21 protein-coding genes are annotated in these 23943 nt (G+C 64.4%); 17 read left to right on the top strand and 4 right to left on the bottom strand.

Annotated elements, in window-relative coordinates; translation table 11 throughout:
• Positions 1-28 precede the first annotated feature (28 nt).
• Complete coding sequence (locus IVA75_RS12130) at positions 29-2245, top strand: SulP family inorganic anion transporter (protein WP_247285140.1); 2217 nt, start codon at positions 29-31, stop codon at positions 2243-2245.
• A gap of 119 nt (positions 2246-2364) precedes the next feature.
• Here IVA75_RS12130 and IVA75_RS12125 read toward each other — a convergent pair whose 3' ends face one another.
• Positions 2365-3858 (bottom strand): NAD-dependent succinate-semialdehyde dehydrogenase, encoded by a 1494-nt coding sequence (locus tag IVA75_RS12125; RefSeq protein WP_247285139.1) that lies wholly within the window; start codon positions 3856-3858, stop codon positions 2365-2367.
• A gap of 122 nt (positions 3859-3980) precedes the next feature.
• Positions 3981-4301, bottom strand: coding sequence for a hypothetical protein (locus IVA75_RS12120; protein ID WP_027566114.1), 321 nt, complete (start codon positions 4299-4301; stop codon positions 3981-3983).
• Positions 4302-4644: 343 nt separating this feature from the next.
• On the opposite strand from IVA75_RS12120, the gene IVA75_RS12115 reads away from it, so the two are divergent.
• Both IVA75_RS12115 and IVA75_RS12110 read left to right on the top strand, forming a co-directional pair.
• Positions 4645-5838 (top strand): serine hydrolase domain-containing protein, encoded by a 1194-nt coding sequence (locus IVA75_RS12115; RefSeq protein ID WP_247285138.1) that lies wholly within the window; start codon positions 4645-4647, stop codon positions 5836-5838.
• A gap of 79 nt (positions 5839-5917) precedes the next feature.
• Positions 5918-7612 (top strand): AMP-binding protein, encoded by a 1695-nt coding sequence (locus IVA75_RS12110; RefSeq protein WP_247285137.1) that lies wholly within the window; start codon positions 5918-5920, stop codon positions 7610-7612.
• Between the two features lie 148 nt (positions 7613-7760).
• On the opposite strand, the gene IVA75_RS12105 is transcribed toward IVA75_RS12110, so the two are convergent.
• Positions 7761-8762, bottom strand: a complete 1002-nt coding sequence (locus tag IVA75_RS12105) for an adenosine kinase (RefSeq protein ID WP_027566117.1) — start codon at positions 8760-8762, stop codon at positions 7761-7763.
• A gap of 125 nt (positions 8763-8887) precedes the next feature.
• Between IVA75_RS12105 and murJ the strand changes: the two genes are divergently transcribed.
• The 4 genes from murJ (at position 8888) to IVA75_RS12085 (ending at position 12909) form a co-directional block, all read left to right on the top strand.
• Positions 8888-10438: a murein biosynthesis integral membrane protein MurJ gene (gene murJ, locus IVA75_RS12100; RefSeq protein ID WP_247285136.1), complete on the top strand. Its 1551-nt coding sequence runs from the start codon at positions 8888-8890 to the stop codon at positions 10436-10438.
• 73 nt (positions 10439-10511) lie between these two features.
• Positions 10512-11564 (top strand): tryptophan--tRNA ligase, encoded by a 1053-nt coding sequence (gene trpS, locus IVA75_RS12095; protein WP_247285135.1) that lies wholly within the window; start codon positions 10512-10514, stop codon positions 11562-11564.
• A gap of 107 nt (positions 11565-11671) precedes the next feature.
• A complete protein-coding gene (locus IVA75_RS12090; protein ID WP_247285134.1) occupies positions 11672-12166 on the top strand; it encodes a universal stress protein in 495 nt (164 codons plus the stop codon).
• A 173-nt stretch (positions 12167-12339) separates the two neighbouring features.
• Positions 12340-12909 (top strand): NifU family protein, encoded by a 570-nt coding sequence (locus tag IVA75_RS12085; RefSeq protein ID WP_247285133.1) that lies wholly within the window; start codon positions 12340-12342, stop codon positions 12907-12909.
• Between the two features lie 104 nt (positions 12910-13013).
• Here IVA75_RS12085 and IVA75_RS12080 read toward each other — a convergent pair whose 3' ends face one another.
• Positions 13014-14699: a PAS domain-containing protein gene (locus tag IVA75_RS12080; RefSeq protein ID WP_247285132.1), complete on the bottom strand. Its 1686-nt coding sequence runs from the start codon at positions 14697-14699 to the stop codon at positions 13014-13016.
• A 307-nt stretch (positions 14700-15006) separates the two neighbouring features.
• On the opposite strand from IVA75_RS12080, the gene tsaB reads away from it, so the two are divergent.
• The 10 genes from tsaB to IVA75_RS12030 all read left to right on the top strand — a co-directional run bounded on the left by tsaB (position 15007) and on the right by IVA75_RS12030 (position 23924).
• Complete coding sequence (gene tsaB, locus IVA75_RS12075) at positions 15007-15702, top strand: tRNA (adenosine(37)-N6)-threonylcarbamoyltransferase complex dimerization subunit type 1 TsaB (protein ID WP_247285131.1); 696 nt, start codon at positions 15007-15009, stop codon at positions 15700-15702.
• Entirely contained in the window at positions 15699-16190 is a 492-nt protein-coding gene (gene rimI, locus IVA75_RS12070; RefSeq protein ID WP_247285130.1) for a ribosomal protein S18-alanine N-acetyltransferase, read from the top strand. Before tsaB ends, rimI begins: the two co-directional genes overlap by 4 nt.
• Positions 16191-16222: 32 nt before the next feature.
• Positions 16223-16678: a Fur family transcriptional regulator gene (locus IVA75_RS12065; RefSeq protein WP_007598312.1), complete on the top strand. Its 456-nt coding sequence runs from the start codon at positions 16223-16225 to the stop codon at positions 16676-16678.
• Positions 16678-17358 (top strand): HAD family hydrolase, encoded by a 681-nt coding sequence (locus IVA75_RS12060; RefSeq protein ID WP_247285129.1) that lies wholly within the window; start codon positions 16678-16680, stop codon positions 17356-17358. Before IVA75_RS12065 ends, IVA75_RS12060 begins: the two co-directional genes overlap by 1 nt.
• Positions 17359-17547: 189 nt before the next feature.
• Positions 17548-18936, top strand: a complete 1389-nt coding sequence (gene miaB / locus IVA75_RS12055) for a tRNA (N6-isopentenyl adenosine(37)-C2)-methylthiotransferase MiaB (RefSeq protein WP_247285128.1) — start codon at positions 17548-17550, stop codon at positions 18934-18936.
• 4 nt (positions 18937-18940) lie between these two features.
• Positions 18941-19999 (top strand): PhoH family protein, encoded by a 1059-nt coding sequence (locus IVA75_RS12050; RefSeq protein WP_247285127.1) that lies wholly within the window; start codon positions 18941-18943, stop codon positions 19997-19999.
• Positions 20000-20060: 61 nt separating this feature from the next.
• Positions 20061-20570: an rRNA maturation RNase YbeY gene (gene ybeY, locus IVA75_RS12045; protein WP_018455806.1), complete on the top strand. Its 510-nt coding sequence runs from the start codon at positions 20061-20063 to the stop codon at positions 20568-20570.
• A 1-nt stretch (position 20571) separates the two neighbouring features.
• A complete protein-coding gene (locus IVA75_RS12040) occupies positions 20572-21690 on the top strand; it encodes a hemolysin family protein (RefSeq protein WP_027514682.1) in 1119 nt (372 codons plus the stop codon).
• Positions 21687-23300: an apolipoprotein N-acyltransferase gene (gene lnt, locus IVA75_RS12035; RefSeq protein ID WP_247285126.1), complete on the top strand. Its 1614-nt coding sequence runs from the start codon at positions 21687-21689 to the stop codon at positions 23298-23300. The genes IVA75_RS12040 and lnt overlap by 4 nt, the downstream gene beginning before the upstream one ends.
• A gap of 210 nt (positions 23301-23510) precedes the next feature.
• Positions 23511-23924 (top strand): helix-turn-helix transcriptional regulator, encoded by a 414-nt coding sequence (locus tag IVA75_RS12030; RefSeq protein ID WP_007598327.1) that lies wholly within the window; start codon positions 23511-23513, stop codon positions 23922-23924.
• The last annotated feature ends 19 nt before the right edge of the window (positions 23925-23943 follow it).

Raw genomic sequence — 23943 nt, 5'->3', positions numbered from 1 at the left:
GGAAATATTCACGAGCGAGTGTTACGGCGTGACAGATCCAGCAATTGGCTTCACTCCGTCGGCAGGGCTCACTCCGGCCCTCAAGCGTGCGCTGACTGATATATTGGGCGGGAGCGCCGCCAGCGTCCTGACCGTCACATTCGGACTGTCCTACTCGCTGCTGATCTTCGCGGGGCCGTTGTCGCCCTATCTGTCCTACGGCATCACGGCCACTTTCGTCAGCTCTGCGGTGCTTGCGGCCGTCGTCGGGCTCGGCAGCTCCCTGCCCTTCGCGATTGCAGCCCCTGACAGCTCGACCGCCGCGGTGACGGGTATCCTGGCAGCCTCGGTGGTCGAACGCATCGAGACGGCGCACCTGTCGGCGCCGTTGCTGTCACCAATCCTGATCACGCTCGGCCTGTCGACGATGCTGACGGGATTGGTGCTGTGTGGGCTGGGCCTGACGCGGCTTGGCCGCGCCATCCGCTACGTGCCTTATCCGGTGGTCGGCGGCTTCCTGGGCGCAACCGGACTTCTCATCGTGATGGGTGCGGTCCGGGTGATCACCGACCACCCGCTGCAACTGGCGACACTGTCGCACTTCGCCAACCGCACCATCCTGCTGGAGCTGGGTGCCGCCTGCGCGATGGCGCTGGTGCTGTATCTCACCTGGCACCGCTCGCGCAGCCCGTTCGGACTGCCGATCATCCTGGTCGGCGGCGTGCTCACCGCGCATCTGGCGTTCTGGATCACCGGCGTCTCCTCCGATGAGGCGCACACATTGGGCTGGACCTTTCAGTCCCCACCGCAAGCGGTCTTCGTGCTGCCCTGGCACACCGACGATCTCGCCCGCTATCCCTGGTTTGCCATACCGGACCTGCTCGGCAACCTCGTCGCGGTCATCTTCGTCACCGCCTCCAGCACGCTGTTCAACACCACCGGCATCGAGGTGGCCACGCATCGCGAAGCCAACCTGGAGTGTGAGCTGAACGTCACCGGCGCCGCCAATATCCTGACCGGCATGCTGGGCGGCTACCCCGGCTGCAGCTCGACCAGCCGTTCGATGCTTAATTTCTCCAGCGGCGGCCGCGGGCGCCTGTCCGGCCTCACGGCCGCAGCGCTGTCGCTGCTGGTGCTCGCCGTCGCACCCGAGCTGCTCGGCTTCATCCCCAAATTCGTGCTCGGCGGCCTGTTGCTCTATCTCGGCGCCGACCAGTTGCACAAATGGATCATCGAGTCGCGCAAGCGGCTGTCGAAGCTGGAATATCTCTCGCTGATCGCCATCATCGCGATCATCGTCGCCTGGGGTTTCGTGCCGGGCATCCTGATCGGCGTCATCATCGGCTGCACGACCTTTGCGTTCAGCGCCGCGCGGGTCGAGTCGATCAAATACAGTTTCGACGGCTCGGAGTACCGCTCCTCGCTCGATCGCTCGCGCGACGACCAGGAGGTGCTGCTGGCCCATGGCGGCAAGATCCGCGGCCTCAATCTCCAGAGCTATCTGTTCTTCGGCTCCGCCAACCGGCTCTATCAGCACGTCAAGCAGCTGCTGCAGGAACGCCCCGAATGCCGCTATCTGCTGTTCGACTTCAAGCTCGTCACTGGCGTCGATTCATCGGCCGCCTATAGCTTTGCCCAGATCAAGCGCAGCGCCGGCGAACTCGGCGTCGAGCTGATCCTGGTGCATCTGTCGGCCACAGCCGAGAAGGTGCTGCGCTCCAGCGACTTCGTCGGCGAGGGCGTCACCATCATCCCCGAGCTCGATCGCGCGCTGGAATGGTGCGAGAACGAGCTCATCTCGCAGCATCAGGAGCTGGCGCAGGAAGAAGCCAGCCTGCGCGACTGGTTCACGCGCATGCTCGGCAGCGAGGACGGCGCCGACGAGCTGATCCGCCGCTGCCAGCGCATCGAGGTCGAAGCCGGCGAGGTCATCGTGCAAGCCGGCGACCCCGCCGATTCCATGCATTTCATCCTCGACGGCCGCGTCGGCATCATGATCCCGGCCGACGACGACCGCAGCACGCGCGTGCGCAGCCTCGGCCGTTACACCACGATCGGCGAGATGGGGCTGGTATCACAGACACCGCGCAGCGCCACCATCCAGGCCGAGGTCGACAGCGTGCTCTACGTGCTGAACACGCACCAATTCGACGCCATCAAGACCGAGGATCCCGCACTCAGCCACAAGCTGCTGACCTATTTCGTGTCTGTGATGGCGGAGCGGCTGACCTTTGCGAACCGCACGATCGCGGTGTTGCGACGTTGATTGGCGCGTAGCTTCGTCATTGCGAGGAGCTATTGCGACGAAGCAATCCAGACTGTCCCGGTGGAAAGATTCTGGATTGCTTCGCTTCGCTCGCAATGACGTGGAGGAATGACGGCGACCTAAACCCCCGCCATCATCACGTATTTGATCTCGACATATTCTTCCATGCCGTGATGCGAGCCTTCGCGGCCGAGGCCGCTCTCCTTGACGCCGCCGAAGGGTGCGACTTCGGTGGTGATCAGGCCGGTGTTGACGCCGACCATGCCCGACTCCAGCGCCTCGGCGACACGCCAGACGCGGCCGAGATCGCGGGAGTAGAAGTACGACGCCAAACCGAACGGCGAAGCGTTGCACATCGCGATGACGTCGGCCTCGTCCTTGAAGCGGATCACCGGTGCGAGCGGGCCGAAGGTTTCCTCCTGCGCCAGCAGCGAGTCCGGCTTGACGTCGGCAAGCACCGTCGGCTCGAAGAACGAGCGCCCGAGCTCGCTGCGCTTGCCGCCGGTGACGACCTTGGCGCCCCGCTTGACGGCGTCCGCAATGTGGCGCTCGACCTTGTCGACCGCTTTCAAATTGATCAACGGGCCCTGCGTGACGCCGGTTTCCGTGCCGTCGCCGATCTTCATCGCCGCGACCTTCTTCGACAGCTTCTGCACGAACTCGTCGTAGATCTTGTCCTGGGCATAGATGCGGTTGGCGCAGACGCAGGTCTGGCCCATGTTGCGGTATTTCGAGACGATCGCGCCTTCAACCGCCGCATCGATATCGGCGTCGTCGAACACCACGAACGGCGCGTTGCCGCCGAGCTCGAGCCCGAGCCGCTTCACTCCGACGGAGGCCTGCCGGTAGAGAATCTTGCCGACCGCGGTCGAGCCGGTGAAGCCGACGAAACGCACGGCCGGATGCTCGCACAGCACCTTGCCGATCGGCGCTGCATCGCCGGTGATGATGTTGAACACGCCCTTGGGCACGCCGGCCTTCTCCGCGAGCGCGGCCAGCGCCAGCGCCGACAGCGGCGTTTCATTGGCGGGCTTCAGCACCACGGTGCACCCGGCCGCGAGCGCCGGCGAAACCTTTCGCGTGATCATCGAGTTCGGGAAATTCCACGGCGTGATCGCGCCGCAGACCCCGATCGGCTGCTTGATCGCGAGCAAGCGCGCATCCGGCCGCTGCGTCGGAATCGTCTCGCCATAGACGCGGCGGGCCTCCTCGGCGAAAAATTCGACATAGGCGCCGCCGATGTCGACTTCGCCGAGGGCTTCGGCAAGCGGCTTGCCCTGCTCGGAGGTGAGGATCAGCGCGAGGTCCTCGCGGTTGGCGATGATCAGCTCGAACCATTTGCGCAAGATATTGGAGCGCTGCTTGGCGGTGTGCTTGGCCCAGCCCGGAAAGGCGCGCTCGGCGGCCTCGACCGCCCTGGTGGCGTCATCGGCCGAAAGCTGCGGAACCTTTGCGAGCTCGACGCCGGTCGCGGGATTGTTGACGGCGAAGACCGGCGAGCCGACCCAGGCGCCGTCGATGTAGCAAGCCTCCTTCAGAAGCGACGGGTCCTTCAACCGGTCGCGCAGATTGGACGTGGCGTGCTGAGCACGTGCGGCGGCGGTCGGGGTCATGGCGTTGCTCCTGCGGGGCTTTTGCGGGCTGTTCCGGTTCGGCCGGAATATAGGGAGAAGCGGCGCGCAATGCACCGTCCCGCAACGCACATCTGCTGGGAGCCAGGCTCGGAGCGGCGGACTTACGCCGCGCCGCTCAGATAGGTCTCGCGCCGCCCGATCATGCGCTCGGCGGCGGCCTTGGCGTCGGCCTTCGAGGAGGTCGCGCAGGTCCGATATTCGAGATCAGGGACGTCGGACGCGTTGCGGCGGCCGAACCAGGACTTTGAACCGACCGGCAGTAGCGCCAGCGCCTGCGCCAGATTGTCGACCGCGCCAAATGAATAGAGCGCGCCGGTGCCGGCGATGCGAACCTCATAGATGCCGGGCGAGATCGGCGCCTCGAGATTCTCGCCCCGTCCGGGACGGGGATAGCGCTTCCATTCGCTCCAGGTCGAAATCATCTGAGGTCCCCCTCGCGGCCGGTGGGCGGCCGCTAAATTTGCATCAAGTCTTAACGTTGGCCGTCGATCGGCCGAGAGCTGAACGCCGCAGCTCACAAAATGTTTCAAGTGCGTCAAAACAGTCGAAACATAGCGCCAGCAGCCATCCACGGTCACAGCTGGTTGCGGCCATCCACCGCAGATTGTGACGGGGTATTGCAGTTCAGCGCCTTGTCGTCGTGCGCGGGGAGCCGACCGTCAAGTCACGACATCGCGACCGCGGCACGCGGATGCGCTTGCCGCGCGGCGCACGCGGGAGGACAATCGATCGCTTCCAACAATAATCAAACCGGAGGAAACGCGGATGCAAGGCAAAGCTGAGATCGACCAGATTCTGCGCCAGAAGAGCGAGGCCGGGGAAATTCCCGGCGTCGTCGCCATCGCCGCCAGCGGTACCGACGTGCTGTATCAGGGCGCGTTCGGCAAACGCGACCTGTCCAAGCCGGATGCGATGACCGCCGACAGCGTGTTCTGGATCGCATCGATGACGAAGGCGGTGACATCAGCGGGCGCGATGCAGCTCGTCGAGCAGGGCAAGCTGTCGCTGGATGCACCGATCGGCGAGGTGTTGCCCGATCTCGCCAAGCCGCAGGTGCTCGAAGGTTTCGATGCCAAGGGCGAGGCCAAGCTGCGGCCGGCCAAGGGGCCGATCACGCTGCGCCAGCTCATGACCCACACGGCAGGCTTCTGCTACAACATGTGGAACGGCGATCTCGCGGTCTATCTGGACAAGAACGGCATCCCCGCCATCACCACCTGCCAGAACGCGGCATTGAAGACGCCTATCATGACCGACCCCGGCACGCGCTGGGAATACGGCACCAATATCGATTTCGTCGGCAAGGCCGTGGAAGCCGCCAGCGGCAAGCGCCTCGATGCCTATCTGCGCGACAATCTGTTCGCACCGCTCGGCATGAGCGATACCGCTTTCAAGATCACCGCCGACATGCGCAAGCGCCTCGTCGGCATGCATGCGCGCGGCGAGGATGGCCAGCTCGCCGCGATCCCGTTCGAGCTCGAGCAGGAGCCGGAATTCCACATGGGTGGCGGCGGCCTTTATTCGACGGCGGCCGACTACATCAGGTTTACCCAGATGATCCTCAACAAGGGCCGCGGCAACGGCAATCAGGTGCTGAAGGCCGAGACCATCGCGACGATGGGGCAGAATCACATCGGCGATCTCGCCATGGGCAAGATGACCACGGCGGCGCCGATGTACACCAATGACGTCGATCTCTATCCCGAGCAGGTGAAGAAGTGGGGCCTCAGCTTCATGATCAACACCGCCAAGACCGCCGAGGGGCGTAGCGCGGGCAGCCTCGCCTGGGCCGGCCTCGCCAACACCTACTACTGGATCGACCCGGCGCGCGACGTCACCGGCGTGATCCTGATGCAGCTGCTGCCGTTCGCCGACGCAAAGTGTCTCGAGGCTTTTGCCGGCTTCGAGCGCGGCGTCTATGCCGGGCTCGATGCCGGCAGCGGGCAGAAGGCGGCGTGAGGCACGCCTGACTCTCACAACGCGTCACGGCCGGGCTTGTTGTTCCGGCCGTCCACGCACCTGACTGGAGGACACGATCTTGGCAGACAAAGCCGACAGTTACGTTTGCGGCGTCTCCGACACGCCGCTGCTCGGCGACACCATCGGGCGCAGCCTCGATCAGGCCGCGCGACGCTGGGGCGATCGCGAGGCGCTGGTCTCGCCCAGCCACGGCGTGAGATGGACATGGAGGGAGCTTGCCGCGCGGGTCGACGCGCTCGCCGCCGGCTTTGTCGCGCTCGGCCTCGAACGCGGCGAACGGATCGGCATCTGGTCGCTGAACCGGCCGGAATGGACGCTGACCCAGTTTGCCGCCGCCAAGGCCGGCCTCATCCTGGTGACGATCAATCCGGCCTACCGGCTGAGCGAGCTGGAATTCGCGCTTCACAAGGTCGGATGCAGCGCCATCGTCACCGCGACGGCGTTCAAGACCAGCAACTACATGGACATGCTCAACACGCTGTTGCCCGAGCTTGCGACCGCCAAGCCCGGGCAATTGCGCGCCACGCGGCTGCCGGCCTTGCGCATCGTGATCCAGATCGGCGGCCCCGCCTGCCCGGGCACGATCCCGTTCGACGAGGTCGCCGGCATCGGCGGACCCCTGCATCGCGAGCAGCTCGCCGCGCTCGGTGCCTCGCTGCAATTCGACGATGCCGTCAACATCCAGTTCACCAGTGGAACGACGGGATCGCCCAAGGGCGTGACGCTGACCCATCACAACATTCTCAACAACGGCTATTTCGTCGGCCGCGCCATGCGCCTCACCGAACAGGACCGCATCTGCATTCCGGTGCCGCTCTATCATTGCTTCGGCATGGTCATGGGCAACCTCGCCTCCGTCACGCTCGGCGCGACGATGGTCTATCCCGGCGAGGGGTTTGATCCGCTGGCGACGCTGCGGACGATCGAGCAGGAAAAATGCACCGCGCTATACGGTGTGCCGACGATGTTCATCGCCGAACTCGACCACGGCGAATTCTCAAAGTTCGATCTGACATCGCTGCGCACCGGCATCATGGCCGGCGCACCCTGCCCGATCGAGGTGATGAAGCGCGTCAACAGCGAGATGAACATGGGCGAGGTCACGATCGCCTATGGCATGACGGAGACGAGCCCGGTCAGCTTCCAGAGCGCCGTCGACGATCCGCTCGATCGCCGCGTCTCGACGGTCGGGCGAATCCATCCGCATGTCGAGGTCAAGGTCGTCGATCTCGACGGCAAGATCGTCAAACGCGGCGAACGGGGCGAGCTCTGCACCCGCGGCTACAGCGTGATGCTGGGCTATTGGGAGGAAACGGAGAAGACCTCGGATGTGCTCGACGCCAACGGCTGGATGCATACCGGCGACATCGCCGTCATCGACGACCAGGGTTATTGCAACATCGTCGGCCGCATCAAGGACATGGTGATCCGCGGCGGCGAGAACCTCTATCCCCGCGAGATCGAGGAATTTCTCTACCGCCATCCCAAGATCCAGGATGTGCAGATCTTTGGCGTTGCGGATACCCGCTACGGCGAGGAGCTCTGCGCCTGGATCCGCGTCAGGTCCGGCGAGATGCTGACGATCGAAGAGGTGCGCACCTTCTGCGACGGCCAGATCGCCCACAACAAGATTCCGCGTTACGTGGAATTCGTCGACGAGTTTCCGATGACCGTGACCGGAAAGATCCAGAAATTCCTGATGCGCGACGAGGTGGAGCAACGGCTTGGGCTGAAAGCAGCGAAGACTGCGTAGGTTGCCAGTCTTTCCCGCGAAGGCGAGGAATCCAGTACGCCGCGGCTTCTCCGTAGCCCACTAACGGCTCTGGAATACTGGGTCACCCGGTCAAGCCGGGTGACGACAGCGGAGAGTGCCGCTCGCAATGACGGGGAGAGAGACCGCGTTACACGGTCAGGCCGCGCTGCCCTGCGAGTTCCTTCAGCGACACTTGCGGACGCGCGCCGATGTGCTGGATCACTTCGGCGGCTGCGAGCGCGCCGAGCTCGCCGCACTGCTTGTGGGACAGGTTGCGCGCCAGGCCATACAGGAAGCCGGCAGCGAAGAGGTCGCCGGCGCCGGTGGTGTCCACGAGTTTCGCGATCGGAGACGCCGGCGCTGCGACTGCATCAGTTGGCGTCACCACCACGCAGCCCTTTTCGCTGCGGGTGACCACGCCGAGATTGACGTCGTTGCGCAACTGCTTGAGCGCGGTGTCGAAATCGGAGGTCTGGTAGAGCGAATGCAGCTCGGACTCATTGGCGAACACGATATCGACGGTGCCGTTGCGCATCAGCCCCAGGAACTCGTCGCGATAACGATCGACGCAGAAGGAATCCGACAATGTCAGCGCCACCTTGCGCTTGGCATCATGGGCGATCTTGGCCGCCTTGACGAAGGCGTCCTTGGCGTTCTTGGGGTCCCAGAGATAGCCCTCGAGATAGACGATGCCGGCCGCTGCGATCTCGGCCGGGTCGATGTCGGCGGGCGACAAATCCTGCGCGGCACCGAGATAGGTGTTCATGGTGCGCTCGCCGTCATCGGTCACCAGGATGTAGGAGCAGCCGGTCGCAGGGCCGTCCTTCGCTGCGGGCGTGTTGAAGGCGACGCCGGCCGCGCGGATGTCGTGGACGTAGAGCTTCCCGATCTGGTCGTCCTTGACCTTGCCGACATAGGCGGCGCGCGCCCCGAGGCTGCCGATGCCGACGATGGTGTTGGCAGCCGAACCGCCGGAAACTTCCGTCGCCGGGCCCATGTCCTTGTAGATGGCGGCGGCCCGCGCCTCGTCGATCAGGGACATGCTGCCCTTGGTCATGCCGTGCTTGCCCAGAAAGGCTTCGTCGGTCTTGACCAACACGTCGAACAGCGCGTTGCCGATGCCGAGAACGTCATATTTCACGTCAGCCATTCACCTTGATCCTGTTTGGCGGATTGCGATACCCGCGGAAATCCGCTTCCTGTCGGTCTGAAATCTGGCTCGCGGCCTATCACGACCGGCCCTTCGCGGGCAAGCAACGGTATTATGCAGTTCCGATGATCCGCTCTTTCCTGACCGTCTCGACGGGGACACTGGCTTCACGGCTGCTGGGCTTCGCACGCGATTCCCTGATCGCGGCGCTGCTCGGCACCGGCGCCGTGGCGGACGCGTTTCTGGCGGCATTTCAGCTCGTCAATGTGGTGCGGCGCCTGCTCAGCGAGGGCGCCCTGAATGCGGCGTTGATCCCGGCCTGGCTGCGCGTTCGTGACCGCGAAGGCGAGGCGGCTGCGGCGGCGTTCGCGGGACGCGTGCTGGGTACGGTCAGCGCGGGCCTGATCGCGAGCTCGATCGTGATTGCACTTTTGATGCCGCTGATCATCATGATAATCGCGCCGGGCTTCGTCGGAAGCGCATCGCTCGATCTCGCCGTCCAGAATGCGCGGCTGATGCTGCCTTATCTTGCCTTCGCGGGACCCGTCACGGTGCTGATGGGCCTGCTCAACGCGCAGGGACGCTTTGCCCTCACCGCGTTCTCGCCGCTGCTGTTCAACATCGCCCTGATCGCCGCGATCGCGGCACTCCTGCTGGGGCACGCCGATGCAACCTTCGCCGCGTGGATGCTGGCGGCCACCGTCGGCATCGCCGGCCTGTTGCAGCTCCTGATGCTGCTGTCGCAGCGAAGTGCGCGTCTGGCGACACCGCTGCGCGTGAGCTTCGACAAGGACATGCGCGGCTTCTTCGCCAAGGCGATCCCGGGCATGATCGCGAGCTCCGGCCCGCAATGGCTGATGGTTGCCGGCGCGATCATCGCCTCCGCCACGCCCGCCGCGGTCTCCTGGCTCTATTTCTCCAACCGCCTGATCGAGCTGCCGCTCGGTATTGTCGGGGTCGCCATGGGCACGGTGCTGGTGCCGGAGCTGACGCGCGCGGTGAGGAGCGGTGACCGCGACGCGGTTGCCTATGCGGAATCGCGTGCGCTGGAACTCGCCACCGGGCTGGCGCTGCCGGCGACGCTCGGCCTGATCGTGCTGGCCGAGCCGATCGTGCGGCAGCTGTTCGAACACGGCGCCTTTGGCGCGGAGGACACCGCGGCCACGGCGCATGCACTGATGTGGCTGGCGCTGGGACTGCCGGCGCATGTGCTGATCAAGGCGTTGTCCCCGGCCTATTTTGCCCGCAGCGACACGATGACGCCGCTGCTGGCGACCGCGAAAGGGTTCGTGGTCGCGGTCGCGCTCGCGATCCTGCTCGGTCACTTCTTCGGCGCGAGCGGGATCGCCGCCAGCATTGCCGCCGGCGCCTGGAGCAGTGCGATCTCGCTGCTCCGGAAAGGCACGCGTGAATTCGGCTTCTCGGTCGATGCCAGCGCCCGCAACCGGCTGCCGCGAATCGTGCTCGCCGCGCTCGCCATGGGCGGCCTGCTATGGCTGACCGCGGGTCTCTTGCCTGCACAGGCCCATGGGTTCATCCGCTTCATTGCGCTGGGCTCACAGATCGCCGCCGGAATCATCGTCTATGGCTTGCTCCTGCAAATCCTCGGCGTCGCGTCCTGGCGCGAGGCCGCCGGTGCCTTGAAGCGCCCCGCCCAGCCCGATCCCGGCGCCTGAGGTCAGCGAAATTCCCTTGACGGGGCAGCGTCGCTGTTGGAAACGACGCCCCGTATCTTGCAGGGAAGCTGCCATGCCATTCGTTGAACGGGTTTTTTCGGGCGTCCAGCCGACGGGCAATCTGCACCTCGGCAATTATCTCGGCGCGATCGTCAACTTCGTGAAGATGCAGGAAACCCACAACTGCATCTATTGCGTCGTCGACATGCACGCGATCACGCAGGGCGTGGACGTCTGGGGTGGACCGGTCGAGCTCGCGCGCAACACCCGCGAGGTGACCGCGGCGTTCATCGCCAGCGGCATCGATCCGAGCAAGCACATCGTGTTCAACCAGAGCCAGGTTTCGGGCCACGCCGAGCTCGCCTGGATCTTCAACTGCGTCGCGCGCATGGGCTGGCTTGGTCGCATGACCCAGTTCAAGGAAAAGGCCGGCAAGGACCGCGAGAACGCGTCCGTCGGGCTGTTCGACTATCCCGTGCTGATGGCGGCCGACATTCTGCTCTACCGCGCCACCCACGTGCCGGTCGGCGAGGACCAGAAGCAGCATCTCGAGCTGTCGCGCGACATTGCGCAGAAGTTCAACAATGACTTCGGCGACTCGATCCGCAACCTCGGCGCCAATGACGGCCTGTTCTTCCCGCTCCCGGAACCCTTGATCACGGGCCCGGCGACGCGCGTGATGAGCTTGCGCGACGGCACCAAGAAGATGTCGAAGTCGGACGCGTCGGATAATTCGCGCATCAATCTGACCGACGACGCCGACACCATCGCGCAGAAGGTGCGCAAGGCCAAGACCGACCCGGAGCCGCTGCCGACCGAAGAGAAGGGTCTGGAAGCGCGCCCCGAGGCCGACAATCTCGTCGGCATCTTCGCCGCGCTCTCCGGCCGCTCCAAGGCTGACGTGCTCAGGGATTTCGGCGGCGGCCAGTTCTCCAGCTTCAAGAATGCGCTGGTGGATTTGTGCGTCACCAAACTCGCGCCGATCGCCGGCGAGATGAAGCGCCTCGTCGCCGACCCCGGCCATATCGACACGATCCTGAACGACGGCGCCGACCGCGCGCGTGCGATCGCCGACGAGACCATGAAGCTCTCGAAGGACATCGTCGGCTTCATTCGCCGGCGCTGAGGCGCGTTCGCGAAATCGCGGCCGACGCCACGGCGCCGGCCGCTTCTGCTCTCCCCAAGCGAGACGGAGTGTGGCAGCATGTCAGCCGTGCACATTCCGGGACATGCATGACCAGCAAGCGACTTTGCTTCGAGCCGGGTCACAAGCCCAAATGCCTCGTCATCGTCGACGACACCGCCGAATGGGATCGCGCGGTCTATTACGCCAGCCGCTGGGCGATCCGGGCCGGCGGCGGCGTGGTGATGCTCCGCATCATCGAGCCCGAACAGCAGAGCCAGGAATGGCTGGGGGTCGCCGACATCATGCGCGCCGAGGCGCAGGAGGCGGCAGAAGCCGCGCTCGACCGTGCCGCCGGCCGCGCCAACGGCATCGCCGCGATCACGCCGGAACGGGTGATCCGCGAGGGCACCGCAATGGAACAGCTGCTGGCGGTGATCGACGAGGACCCCGACATCGCCATGCTGGTGCTCGCCGCGAATCCGGGCGCGGAAGGCCCGGGGCCATTGGTCTCGCTGCTCGCGCACGCGCTGGGCACATTCCCGGTGCCGGTGACGGTCATTTCCGGCGCGCTGAGCGACCAGAGCGTGGATTCGCTGTCCTAGACGGCTGCTCTTTCGCCTCGCCTCGTTGGCCGGGAGAGGGATAAGCGGGCGCCCTAACCCGCTGATTTAACAGGTGAACGGCGAACTTACCCCTTGACCGTGCGTTCGCCGTCGCCATCTGCTAGTGGATAGAGCACGCGCCGGCCTTGAACCGGCGACGTCTGGAGAAAACCATGTTCATTCAAACCGAAGCCACCCCCAATCCCGCCACGCTGAAGTTCATTCCCGGCCGCGTCGTGGTCGACGGCGGTCCGATGGAATTTGCGAGCCGCGAATCGGCCGCACGCTCGCCGCTTGCCGAAAAGCTGTTCGAGGTCCCCGGCGTCACCGGCGTGTTCTACGGATCGGACTTCATCACCGTGACCAAGGCGGACGGTGAATGGCAGCAGCTCAAGCCCGCGATCCTCGGCGCCATCATGGAGCACTACATGTCCGGCGCGCCGCTGCTCGCCGACGGTGCCGCCGCGAGCGATTCCGATCTCGACGACGAGGACGAATTCTTCGACGAGGCCGATGCCGAGACGGTCGACATGATCAAGGATCTGATCGAGACCCGCGTGCGGCCGGCGGTCGCCAATGACGGCGGCGACATCACTTTCCGCGGCTTCAAGGACGGTATCGTCTATCTCAACATGAAGGGCTCCTGCGCCGGCTGCCCGTCGTCGACCGCGACGCTCCAGCACGGCATCCAGAACCTGCTCAAGCACTTCGTCCCTGACGTGGTCGAAGTCCGGCCGATGTGACGCTGTCGCAAGGTGGGCAAAGGCGCATTTGCGCCGTGCCCACCACCGCGAACCGCAGCATAAGTGGTGAGCACGCTGCGCTTCGCCCGCCTTACGAAATTTCTCTACGCAGCCTGACCGATGCTCGCGGCCTCTTCCGCCGCCTTGTGCATGCTTGCCGACATTTCTTCGGTGACCGTGCTCTGCTCCTCGACCGCCGCAGCCGTTGACGACACATACTCGCTGACGCCCTGGATCGCACTCTTGATCGAGTCCAACGCGGCGACGACATCGACCGAGATGCCGTTGAGATTGCCGATCTCCTGTTCGATCCGATCCGCCGCCTGCTTGGCCTGATTGGCGAGATTTTTCACCTCGGATGCAACCACTGCAAAGCCGCGACCGGCTTCGCCGGCGCGCGCGGATTCGATGGTGGCGTTGAGCGCAAGCAGATTGATCTGGCCGGTGATGTTGCCGATGAGTTGTACGATCGTGCTCATCGATTCCGCCGCCCGGGTCAGCCGTTGCGCCTGCTGGTCCGCGGCCTCGACCCGGTCGACCGCGGTCGATGCGGTCTCGCGGGAGCGGGTCATGGCTTCCGCGATCTCGCGCACCGATGCATTCAGTTCCTCGGCTCCGGCGGCGACCGATTCCATCATGCTGCGCACCTTTTCGCTGCGCTTGCGCGCAATCACCTGCGCGGTGGTATCGGAGGCGTATTTCACGACCTTGAACGGGTTGCCATTGAGATCGCGGATCGGATTGTAGGAGGCCTGGATCCAGACCTGCCGCCCGCCCTTGCCGACACGCTGGTATTCACCCGTCTGGAATTCGCCGGCGTTCAACCTGGTCCAGAAGGCGCGATAGGCTTCGCTGTCATGCTCATCCTGCGGCATGAACAGGCTGTGGTGCCGGCCGACGATCTCAGGGAGCGTATAGCCGAGCGCACCGAGGAAATTCTCGTTGGCGGTCAGCACCTTTCCGTCCATGTCGAACTCGATCACCGCCTGCGACTTGCCGATCGCCTCGATCTGTCCGGCGAAGTTCGCGTTCGTGAGCTTCTGCGCACTGATGTCGCTGGCGAACTTCACCACCTTGAACGGCTTGCCGGCCTCATCGAGGATCGGATTGTAGGAGGCGAGAATCCAGACTTCCTTAGCTCCCTTGCCGAACCGCTTGTATTCGGCGGATTGATACTCGCCGCGCGCCAGCTTCGCCCAGAACTCGCGATAGGCTGGGCTGTCGCTCTCGCCGGCGCCCACGAACGTGCTGTGATGGCGGCCCTGGATCTCATCGAGCCGATAGCCCATGACGCTCAGGAAGTTCTCATTGGCGGTGATGATCGTGCCGTCGAGATTGAATTCGATTACGGCTTGCGCACGGCCGATCGCGGAAATCTTGCCGGCATCCTCGAGGCTGCGAATCTTGCGCGCGGTGATGTCGGTGGCGAACTTGACGACCTTCACGGGCTTGCCGGCCTCGTCGACGATCGGATTGTAGGATGCCTGAATCCAGATCTCCCGGCCGCCCTTGCCGAGCCGTTTGTATTCGGCGGATTGGTACTCGCCGCGGCCAAGACGCGCCCAGAATTCGCGATAGGCAACGCTGCCTCGCTCTTCCGGCGTGACGAACAGGCTGTGGTGCTTGCCCTGGATCTCGTCGAGCCGATAGCCCATAGCATCCAGAAAATTTTCGTTCGCTGTAAGGATTGTGCCGTCGAGCTTAAACTCGATCACCGCCTGTGACTTGCCGAGCGCGATGACCTGAGCCAAAGCCTCCCTTGCCGAAGAACCGCTTCGCCAAAAAGACATTAATAGACCTTTCCAAATGACCGGAACGAGCGTGGCTTGATCTGCCAAAAATGCATCGTCCGAGTCGTCGTTGACTCGCTTTTCCGTCCTCGGAAAATGTCAGCCGATCGCTAACGCTTCCTTAAAGTCAAAATATTTCAATGACTTAGATAGCCTAGAGGTTGCAAATAGATGCATTCGCTTCCAAAATCGGGCACGAAAGATCGACTGCATTCGCGCTTACGTAGAATTACGGGCCGATGGTGCGCTGATCGAGACATGAAACTTGCTCTGGTTCGATCGGGGTGCAACCGACTAAGCTGATTCGATGCTGATCCTTGCCATCGATACCGCGCTGGAAGCGTGCGCGGTCGCCGTTCTCGACACCGATTCCGGCCAGCTCCTCGCACAGGAGCAGCTTCTGATGAAGCGCGGCCACGCCGAAGCGCTGATGCCGATGATCGCGCGCGTGATGCAGTCAGCCAATCTCGCCTTCACCGCGCTGGACCGCGTCGCGGTCACCATGGGCCCCGGAAGTTTCACCGGCCTGCGTGTCGGCATTTCGGCGGCTCGCGGCCTTGCGCTTGCTGCGAAGCGGCCCGCCGTCGGCCTGACCACCTTATCGGCCTACGCCGCCGCCGTCGTCGGCCAAAGCGGAGCGGCGCCGGTGATCTCGGCGATCGACGCGCGGCATGATCACGTCTACTTCCAGATCGTGGCTGGTGACGGCAGCCAGCTGGTACGGCCAGCCGTCGCTCCCATCGACGAAGCGATCGCGGCGTCGCAATTCGGCGCGCCGCATCTGGTCGGCAATGCCGCGAAGATCCTCGCCGAGCGCTGGCCGAAAGATGTGCCGCAGCCGGTCGCGGTCGACGCGCAGCCGGCGCCCGACATCGGCTGGGTCGCATGGCTTGGCGCCGCGGCCGATCCCGCGACAAATCCGGCGCGGCCGTTCTACCTGCGAGCGCCCGACGCAAAGCCGTCCACACAACTGCCGCTTGCAGCACAAGCCGCAAGCTCATGATGAGATGGTTCTCGGAATGGTGGCGCGGCGATACGGCCGTCGTCGAGCCGGCTGTCGCGCGCGACGTCGCACGGCTCGCGCAACTCCACGGCGCCTCGTTCGCGCGCGGTTGGGGCGAAGGCGAGTTCGAGAGCATGCTCAGCGAGCGCAACACGCTGGTGCATCGGTTGCGCCTCGGCCGCAACACCGTGGGCTTCGCGGTGTCGCGGATCGGCGCGGACGAAGCGGAGATCCTCTCGATCGCGGTCGACCAGGCCCATCGCGGACGCGGCCTCTCTCGCACGTTGCTGATGACCCATCTCGGCCATCTGGCAGGCCGCGGCGTGCGCACAATATTTCTCGAAGTCGAGGAAAATAACCAGCCGGCGCGGCGGCTCTACGACCGAACCGGATTCATGGTGGTCGGACGCCGCGAACGCTACTATAAGCAGCCGAACGGGGAACAATTGAACGCACTTCTGATGCGACGTGACTTGTCGTATCATTGATGGCAGAAAGCGCCCCGTCAGGCGGACATCACATGACTGGTCTTAAACCTTCCCCCGCTTCCAAGGCATCCGGCATCGAGGCGCGCTGTGCCGCCACCGGCATGCGCATGACCGAGCAGCGCCGTGTCATCGCCCGCGTGCTCGCGGAGGCGGTCGATCATCCCGATGTCGAGGAACTGTATCGCCGTTGCGTCGCCGTCGACGACAAGATATCGATCTCGACCGTGTATCGCACCGTCAAACTGTTCGAGGATGCGGGCATCATCGAGCGCCATGACTTCCGCGAAGGCCGCGCGCGCTACGAGCAGATGCGCGACAGCCATCACGACCACCTCATCAACCTGCGCGACGGCAAGGTGATAGAGTTCACCTCCGAGGAGATCGAGAAGCTCCAGGCGGAGATCGCCCGCAAGCTCGGTTACAAGCTGGTCGATCATCGGCTCGAACTCTATTGCGTCCCGCTCGACGACGACAAACCCACAAGTTAGTGGCCATCGATCTCGTCATCTTCGATTGCGATGGCGTGCTCGTGGACAGCGAGGTGATCTCCTGTCGCGCGCATGCGGATGTGCTGTCGAGGCACGGCTATCCGATCACATCGGAGCAGGTGCTGGTCCGCTTTCTCGGCGTATCCGAGAAAGACGCACGGCGAATGGTCGAACAGGAGATCGGCCGCAATCTTCCCGACGATCTCGAAAGCCAAGTGAATGCGGCGACGCTGCAATTCTATGCCAGCGATTTGCAGCCGATCACCCATGTGGCCGCAGCGATTGGCGCAATCGATTTGCCCAAATGCGTTGCGTCGAGCGGCACGCCGGAGAAGATCCACCACGGCCTGACCTGCGCCGGTCTCTACGATCTGCTCGCTCCGAACATCTTTTCCGCGAGCCAGGTCGCGCGCGGCAAGCCCGCGCCCGATCTCTTTCTTTTCGCCGCCGCGCAGATGAAGGTCGCGCCGGAGCGGTGCCTCGTGATCGAGGACAGCGTCCCCGGGGTGACTGGCGCGCATGCCGCCGGGATGACCGTGCTGGGCTTTCACGGTGGCAGCCATTGCCCACCAGGCCACGCGGAAAGACTACGGGCCGCCGGGACCGGATTGACGTTCGACGATATGCGGCAATTGCCGGAGCTGGTCCGGCGGGTCGCGGCGAACACTGTGGCGGGCTGAATCCCTCCTCTCGGCGTCATTCCGGGGCGATGCGCCAGGATCGACCCGGAATCTCGTGCCAAACCTCTGGATTCCGGGTTCGCGACTACGTCGCGCCCCGGAATGACGACCGAAAGACCCCCAATCGCTGGATTTCCGCGGCCCCAGCCTATATCTGAGGGCGGTCCTCCTACCTCAATTCCGGGTTCCATGACGCCGCCGCGCAAGCTGCACATAAAATCATATGGCTGCCAGATGAACGTCTACGATGCCCAGCGCATGGTGGACACGCTGGCCCCGGAAGGATTCGTGGAGACGACCAGCGCTGATGACGCCGATCTCGTCATCCTCAACACCTGTCATATCCGCGAGAAGGCCTCGGAAAAGGTCTATTCGGAGCTCGGCCGTCTGCGCGTCGCCAAGGACGCCGCCGCGCGCGATGGGCGCACCATGCAGATCGCGGTCGCGGGCTGCGTGGCACAGGCCGAGGGCGGGGAGATCGTGCGCCGTGCACCCGCGGTCGATGTCGTCGTCGGTCCGCAGAGCTATCATCATTTGCCGCAGCTGTTAAAGCGCGCCGGCAATGAGGGCCGCGCCATCGAGACCGAATTCCCGGCTCAGGACAAGTTCGGCTTCCTCGCCCCGCCCAAGCCCGGCGCGATCCGCGCCCGCGGCATTTCCGCTTTCGTCACGGTGCAGGAAGGCTGCGACAAGTTCTGCACCTTCTGCGTCGTGCCTTACACGCGTGGCTCGGAAGTCTCGCGGCCGGTGGCAAAGATCGTCGACGACGTGAAGCGGCTCACCGAGAACGGCGTGCGCGAGCTCACGCTGATCGGACAGAACGTCAACGCCTATCACGGCGAGGGACCGGACGGAAAAAGCTGGCCGCTCGGCAGGCTCCTGGAGCACCTCGCGGCGCTCCCGGGCGTTGCGCGGCTGCGTTATTCGACCAGCCATCCGCGCGATGTCGATGACAGCTTGATTGCAGCCCATCGCGATCTCGGCGCGCTGATGCCCTTCGTGCACCTGCCGGTGCAGTCGGGCTCGGACCGGATTCTGGCCGCCATGAACCGGAAACATACCGCCGATGATTATCGGCGTGTCGTCGACCGTTTCCGGTCCGCACGCCAAGACATTGCTTTTTCATCAGATTTTATCGTCGGCTTCCCGGGCGAGAGCGAGCAAGATTTTCTCGCCACCCTCGCGCTCGTCACGCAAATCGGCTACGCTGCGGCATATTCGTTCAAATACTCCGCCCGGCCGGGAACGCCGGCCGCGGCCATGCAGGAGACGGTGTCCCCTTCCGAGATGGACCAGCGATTGGAGCGGCTCCAGGAACTGATCGACAGCCAGCAATCGGCCTTCAACAAGGCTGCGATTGGCTCAACGGTCGATGTGCTGTTCGAGCGTCCGGCCCGCAAGGACGGCCAGATCGTCGGCCGCACCGCATTCCTCCAGCCCGCGCATGTGATGGCCTCGCCCGACATCATCGGACAAATCCTGCCGGTCCGGATCGACAGCCTTGAACGCTACAGCTTCCTCGGTGAGCTCGCCATGGCGCACGAGCCCGCTTTATCACCCATCGCCACTGGAGCCTGAACCCTTGCCCAAAAGCGCATCGGATTCGTCTTCTTCCATCGCTCCTAGCCGCAAATTTGACCGCGACATGCAGGTTCCGCCCGAGACCCAGGTCGTCATCGATTTCGACGACAACCGCGCCGCGTCCGCGCTAGTTGGCCCTTATGGCCAGCATCTGGCACAGATCGAACGGCGGCTCGGCGTCGTCGTCGATTCCAAGGGCAACCACATCACCATCGGCGGCTCGCGCGACGGCTGCGATGCCGCGCGCCGGGTGCTGGAGACGCTCTACGCCCAGGCCGTGAAGGGACAGGATCTCGACCAGGGCGAGGTCGAGGGCGCGATCCGTGCCGTGATCGCGCAGGGCTCGCTGTTCGAGTACGATGCCAAGTCGGCCAAATCCACCTTCGACAGCATCAATCTGCGCAAGCGCCCGGTGCGTGCGCGCACGGCGGCGCAGGATTCCTACATCCGCGCGCTGAAGCGCCACGAGCTGGTGTTCGGCATCGGCCCCGCCGGCACCGGCAAGACCTGGCTCGCGGTCGCGCATGCCGCGCAGCTGTTTGAGCGCAAGGAAGTCGACAAGATCATCCTGTCGCGTCCGGCGGTGGAAGCCGGCGAGCGGCTCGGCTTTTTGCCCGGCGATCTCCGCGAGAAGGTCGATCCTTATCTTCGCCCGATCTACGACGCGCTCTATGACCTGATGGACGCGCGCATTGTCGAGCGCGCGCTGCAGACCGGCGAGATCGAGATCGCGCCACTCGCCTTCATGCGCGGTCGCACGCTCACCAACGCGGCCATCATCCTGGACGAGGCGCAGAACACCACGTCGATGCAGATGAAGATGTTTTTGACCCGCCTTGGCGAAAACAGCCGCATGATCGTCACCGGCGATCCCTCGCAGATCGACTTGCCGAACGGCCAGACCTCGGGCCTCGCCGAGGCGACGCGCCTGCTGAGCGGCGTCGAAGGCATTGCGCAAGTTCATTTCAAGGCCGAAGACGTGATCCGCCACGAACTCGTGGCGCGGATCGTCTCCGCCTACGAGGGGTCGCCGCAGCGGCCGGCCGCCGGTAAATCCTGACGAGGCAGCAACCGGACCATATGGGCGCGGACACGGCGCCCCTTCGTTCGGAACAAGGACAATGTCACACCCCAACCTTCCCATCACCGAGGTCCTCGTCGTCGCCGATTGCTGGCAGCGGGAGCCCGAATCCGAAGCCGTGATCCAGCGCGCCGTGGCGGCCGCCGCCGAGAATGTCGACGAAGACGTTGCGGAGGCGGAAGTGGCGGTAATGCTGACCGATGATGCCGGCATCCGCACGCTGAACAGCAACTGGCGCGGCATCGACAAGCCGACCAACGTGCTGTCGTTTCCCGCGCTGCAGCCGGAAGGCGACTGGAAGCCAGGCGATGCGCCGCGCATGCTGGGCGACATTGCGATCGCCTACGAGACCATGCGGCGTGAGGCGGACGAGGAACAAAAACCGTTCGATCATCATTTGAGCCATCTCGCCGTGCACGGTTTCCTGCATCTGGTCGGCTACGACCACGAAAACGAAGACGACGCCGAGGAAATGGAAGCGCTCGAACGAGAGATCCTGGCTCATCTCGGCATTCCCGACCCCTATGCCGACCGCCCAGGGACGCATTGAGATGCCGGATTCCGACCCGATTCAGGACAATCCGCGCAACACGGCCAATTTACCGGTCGTGGTGACCTCAGGCGAGGTGATGCGCCCAACCGCCGATGGCTGGCTGCTGCGCGCCATCCGGACGTTGTTCGGCTGGAAGGCGGGTTCGGTGCGCGACGACCTCCAGGTCGTGCTCGACGCCACGACGCCCGACGACACCGGCTTCTCGACGGTCGAGCGCACCATGCTGCGCAACATCCTCGGCCTGCACGAGCGTCGCATCGCCGACGTCATGGTGCATCGCGCCGACATTGTCGCGGTGAAGCGCGACATCCCGCTCGGCGAGTTGATGGACCGTTTCGAGAGCGCCGGCCATTCGCGCCTTGTGGTCTACAACGAGACGCTCGACGATCCCGTCGGCATCGTCCATATCCGCGATCTGCTCGCCTTCATGACCGCGCGTGCGCGCGTGTCGGGGGTCACGAAAACCAAGCGCAAGAAACCGCTGCCGGCCGGGCTCGATCTGCGTACGGTCGATCTCGCGCTGCCGCTCGAAGAAGCGCGCATCATCCGCAAGCTGCTCTACGTGCCGCCGTCGATGCGGGCGATCGACCTGCTCGCGCAGATGCAGGCCACTCGCATCCATCTGGCGCTGGTGGTCGATGAATATGGCGGCAGCGACGGGCTGGTCTCGCTCGAAGACATCGTCGAGCAGATCGTCGGCGAGATCGACGACGAGCATGACAGCGACGAGCCGCCCTCGATCGTGCGGCTGCCCGACAACGCCTTCATCGCCGACGCCCGCGCCAGCCTCGACGACGTCCGCACCGTGATCGGCGAGGACTTCGTCACCGGGGAGGCCGGCGAGGAAGTGGAGACGCTGGGCGGCTATCTCGTCAGCTTCGTCGGGCGCCTGCCGGTGCGCGGCGAGGTGATCTCGGGCCCCGGCCATTACGAGATCGAGGTGCTCGATGCCGATCCACGCCGGGTCAAGCGGCTGCGGATCTCGACGCGGAAGGAGCGCCCCGCGCCGCGCACCCAGCGCGAGAGCCGGCGCCGCGAGGCTGCGCCGGATGGCAGCCAGCCGACGGCCAGCGACACGCCCACCCCGCCGCCCAGCGACGGGACCGGTCCGCAGTGAGCGCTTTCCAGCGATTTCGCCAGATCGCGCTTGCCATCATCCTGACCTGGGGATGGAAGCGCGCGCTCGTCGCGATGGCTGCCGGTGCGCTCTCGGTGCTGGCGCTGGCGCCGTTCAACGCCTTCCCGGTGCTGTTCATCACTTTCCCGGTGCTGGTCTGGCTGATCGACGGCGCCGGCGCCGGACGATATCGCGGCGTCCCCGCCGCGGCGCTGACCGGTTACTGGTTTGGGCTCGGCTATTTCGTGCCCGGCCTCTACTGGATAGGCTACGCCTTCTTCGTCGATGCCGATGTGTTCGCCTGGCTGACGCCGTTCGCCGTGCTGGGCCTGCCGGCCTATCTGTCCATCTTCACGGCAATGGGCTTTGCGCTCGCCCGCCTGCTCTGGACCAAGAACGCCACGCGCGTGCTTGCGCTCGCGGCAAGTCTCACCATCACCGAATGGCTGCGCGGCCATGCGCTGACCGGCTTCCCCTGGAACGCGTTCGGCTATGCGTTGTCCGAGCCGCTGCCGCTGGCACAAACGGCGTCGCTGATCGGCCTGTGGGGCATGACGTTCCTGACGGTTGCGATCTTCGCGAGCCCCGCGGCGCTGATCGACCGCACGCCCGATCGCCGCCTGGCGTGGCGCGCACCGGCCGCAGCCCTGGCGCTCCTGCTGGTCATGGGTATCTTCGGCGCGATCCGCCTCTCGCTCCATCCGACCACGATGGTCGCCGGCACCAAATTGCGCCTGATGCAGCCGAATCTCCAGCAGGACGCGAAATTCAACTACGCCGCCAAGGCGGAGGTGATGAAGAAATATCTGGCCTTGTCGGACCGCGCCTCCGGACCGCAATCGACCGGCGTGCGCGATGCCACCATCCTGATCTGGCCGGAATCCGCCTTTCCGTTCTTCCTGACGCGCGAAGCCGATGCGATGGCGCAAATCGCGGAGCTTCTGCCCAAGGGCACGGTGCTGATCACGGGCTCGGTCCGCGCGCCCGACCTGCCGCGGGGCACGCCGATCACCCGCGCCTATAATTCGATCTACGTGATCGACCACGACGGCAGCGTGCTCTCTGTGTACGACAAGCTGCATTTGGTGCCGTTCGGCGAATTTCTTCCCTACCAGGGCCTGATGGAGAAGCTCGGTTTCGAGCAACTCACGCGTGTGCGCGGTGGCTTCATTCCCGGCACCGTGCGGCATGCGCTGGCGGTCCCCGGCGCGCCCTCCGCGCTGCCGCTGATCTGCTACGAGGCAATCTTTCCCGGCGAGGTGGCTGGACGCAATGAACGTCCGGGCTGGATCGTGAATCTCACCAATGACGGCTGGTTCGGAATCTCGACCGGCCCCTACCAACACCTCGAACAGGCGCGGATGCGCGCGATCGAGCTCGGATTGCCGCTGGTTCGCTCCGCCAATACCGGCGTTTCCGCGGTGATCGATCCGGTGGGACGCATCGTCGCCAGCCTCGGTCTCGGGATCGAAGGCATTTTGGATGCAAATCTGCCCGCCGCGATCCCGCCGACCATCTATGCGCGCGTGGGCGATGTACCCGCGGCCATGCTTGTCGCGCTCGCCGTGTTTTGGGCGGTCCGCCGACGTGTTGCCAAACGGCATCCCTGATCACGCAGCCGAGGCCGATAACTTTTGACAACCGTAGTCCCACGGTTGACAGACTGCACGCGGCCTCCTCATTCTGCACCGGCTGCAAAAGACAGTGGGCATTGCTAAATTTCTCCGCAATGTTTTCCAATAACAGGGTCTGATTTTGACGTTGCTTACACCTGAGGCATTCCTGATTGCGCCGAAGGTGATGTTTGGAGGGCTGAGGAAATGTCGAAAGCGCCCAACCCTGTTGACAAATATGTCGGCAGTCGCGTGCGGATGCGCCGCATCATGTTGGGCATGAGCCAGGAAAAGCTCGGTGAAGCTTTGGGCCTGACCTTCCAACAAGTTCAGAAATACGAGAAGGGCACAAATCGGGTCGGCGCGAGCCGCATCCAGCAAATTGCCGAAATTCTCCAGGTGCCTGTGTCGTTCCTGTTCGAGGGCGGTCCGAGCGGCGTGGCGGGGCCGGACGGCTTCGCAGAAGGCGCATCGCCGTCTTACGTCTCGGATTTCCTCGCGACTTCCGAAGGACTCGCCTTGACCAAGGCGTTCACCCGAATCACCGATTCGAAGATGCGCCGCTCGATCGTCGATCTCGTCGAGCAGATCGCGGCTCGCGAAGGCCCCGACAAGCGCTGACGCGCCATCTCAATCCGAT

Source organism: Bradyrhizobium sp. 134 (assembly GCF_023074155.1).
Classification (GTDB): Bacteria; Pseudomonadota; Alphaproteobacteria; order Rhizobiales; family Xanthobacteraceae; genus Bradyrhizobium.
The sequence above is the reverse complement of the archived record's forward strand: the minus strand, read 5'-3'. Positions and strand labels throughout refer to the sequence as shown.

Coding starts and splice junctions, on each gene's coding strand:
- IVA75_RS12115 (WP_247285138.1), top strand. CDS start 4,645: ATGCAAGGCAAAGCTGAGATCGACCAGATTCTGCGCCAGAAGAGCGAG.
- rimI (WP_247285130.1), top strand. CDS start 15,699: ATGATGAGATGGTTCTCGGAATGGTGGCGCGGCGATACGGCCGTCGTC.
- IVA75_RS12125 (WP_247285139.1), bottom strand. CDS start 3,858: ATGACCCCGACCGCCGCCGCACGTGCTCAGCACGCCACGTCCAATCTG.
- IVA75_RS12085 (WP_247285133.1), top strand. CDS start 12,340: ATGTTCATTCAAACCGAAGCCACCCCCAATCCCGCCACGCTGAAGTTC.
- trpS (WP_247285135.1), top strand. CDS start 10,512: ATGCCATTCGTTGAACGGGTTTTTTCGGGCGTCCAGCCGACGGGCAAT.
- murJ (WP_247285136.1), top strand. CDS start 8,888: ATGATCCGCTCTTTCCTGACCGTCTCGACGGGGACACTGGCTTCACGG.
- IVA75_RS12030 (WP_007598327.1), top strand. CDS start 23,511: ATGTCGAAAGCGCCCAACCCTGTTGACAAATATGTCGGCAGTCGCGTG.
- IVA75_RS12105 (WP_027566117.1), bottom strand. CDS start 8,762: ATGGCTGACGTGAAATATGACGTTCTCGGCATCGGCAACGCGCTGTTC.
- IVA75_RS12120 (WP_027566114.1), bottom strand. CDS start 4,301: ATGATTTCGACCTGGAGCGAATGGAAGCGCTATCCCCGTCCCGGACGG.
- ybeY (WP_018455806.1), top strand. CDS start 20,061: ATGTCACACCCCAACCTTCCCATCACCGAGGTCCTCGTCGTCGCCGAT.
- IVA75_RS12090 (WP_247285134.1), top strand. CDS start 11,672: ATGACCAGCAAGCGACTTTGCTTCGAGCCGGGTCACAAGCCCAAATGC.
- IVA75_RS12080 (WP_247285132.1), bottom strand. CDS start 14,699: ATGTCTTTTTGGCGAAGCGGTTCTTCGGCAAGGGAGGCTTTGGCTCAG.
- tsaB (WP_247285131.1), top strand. CDS start 15,007: ATGCTGATCCTTGCCATCGATACCGCGCTGGAAGCGTGCGCGGTCGCC.
- IVA75_RS12040 (WP_027514682.1), top strand. CDS start 20,572: ATGCCGGATTCCGACCCGATTCAGGACAATCCGCGCAACACGGCCAAT.
- miaB (WP_247285128.1), top strand. CDS start 17,548: ATGACGCCGCCGCGCAAGCTGCACATAAAATCATATGGCTGCCAGATG.
- IVA75_RS12065 (WP_007598312.1), top strand. CDS start 16,223: ATGACTGGTCTTAAACCTTCCCCCGCTTCCAAGGCATCCGGCATCGAG.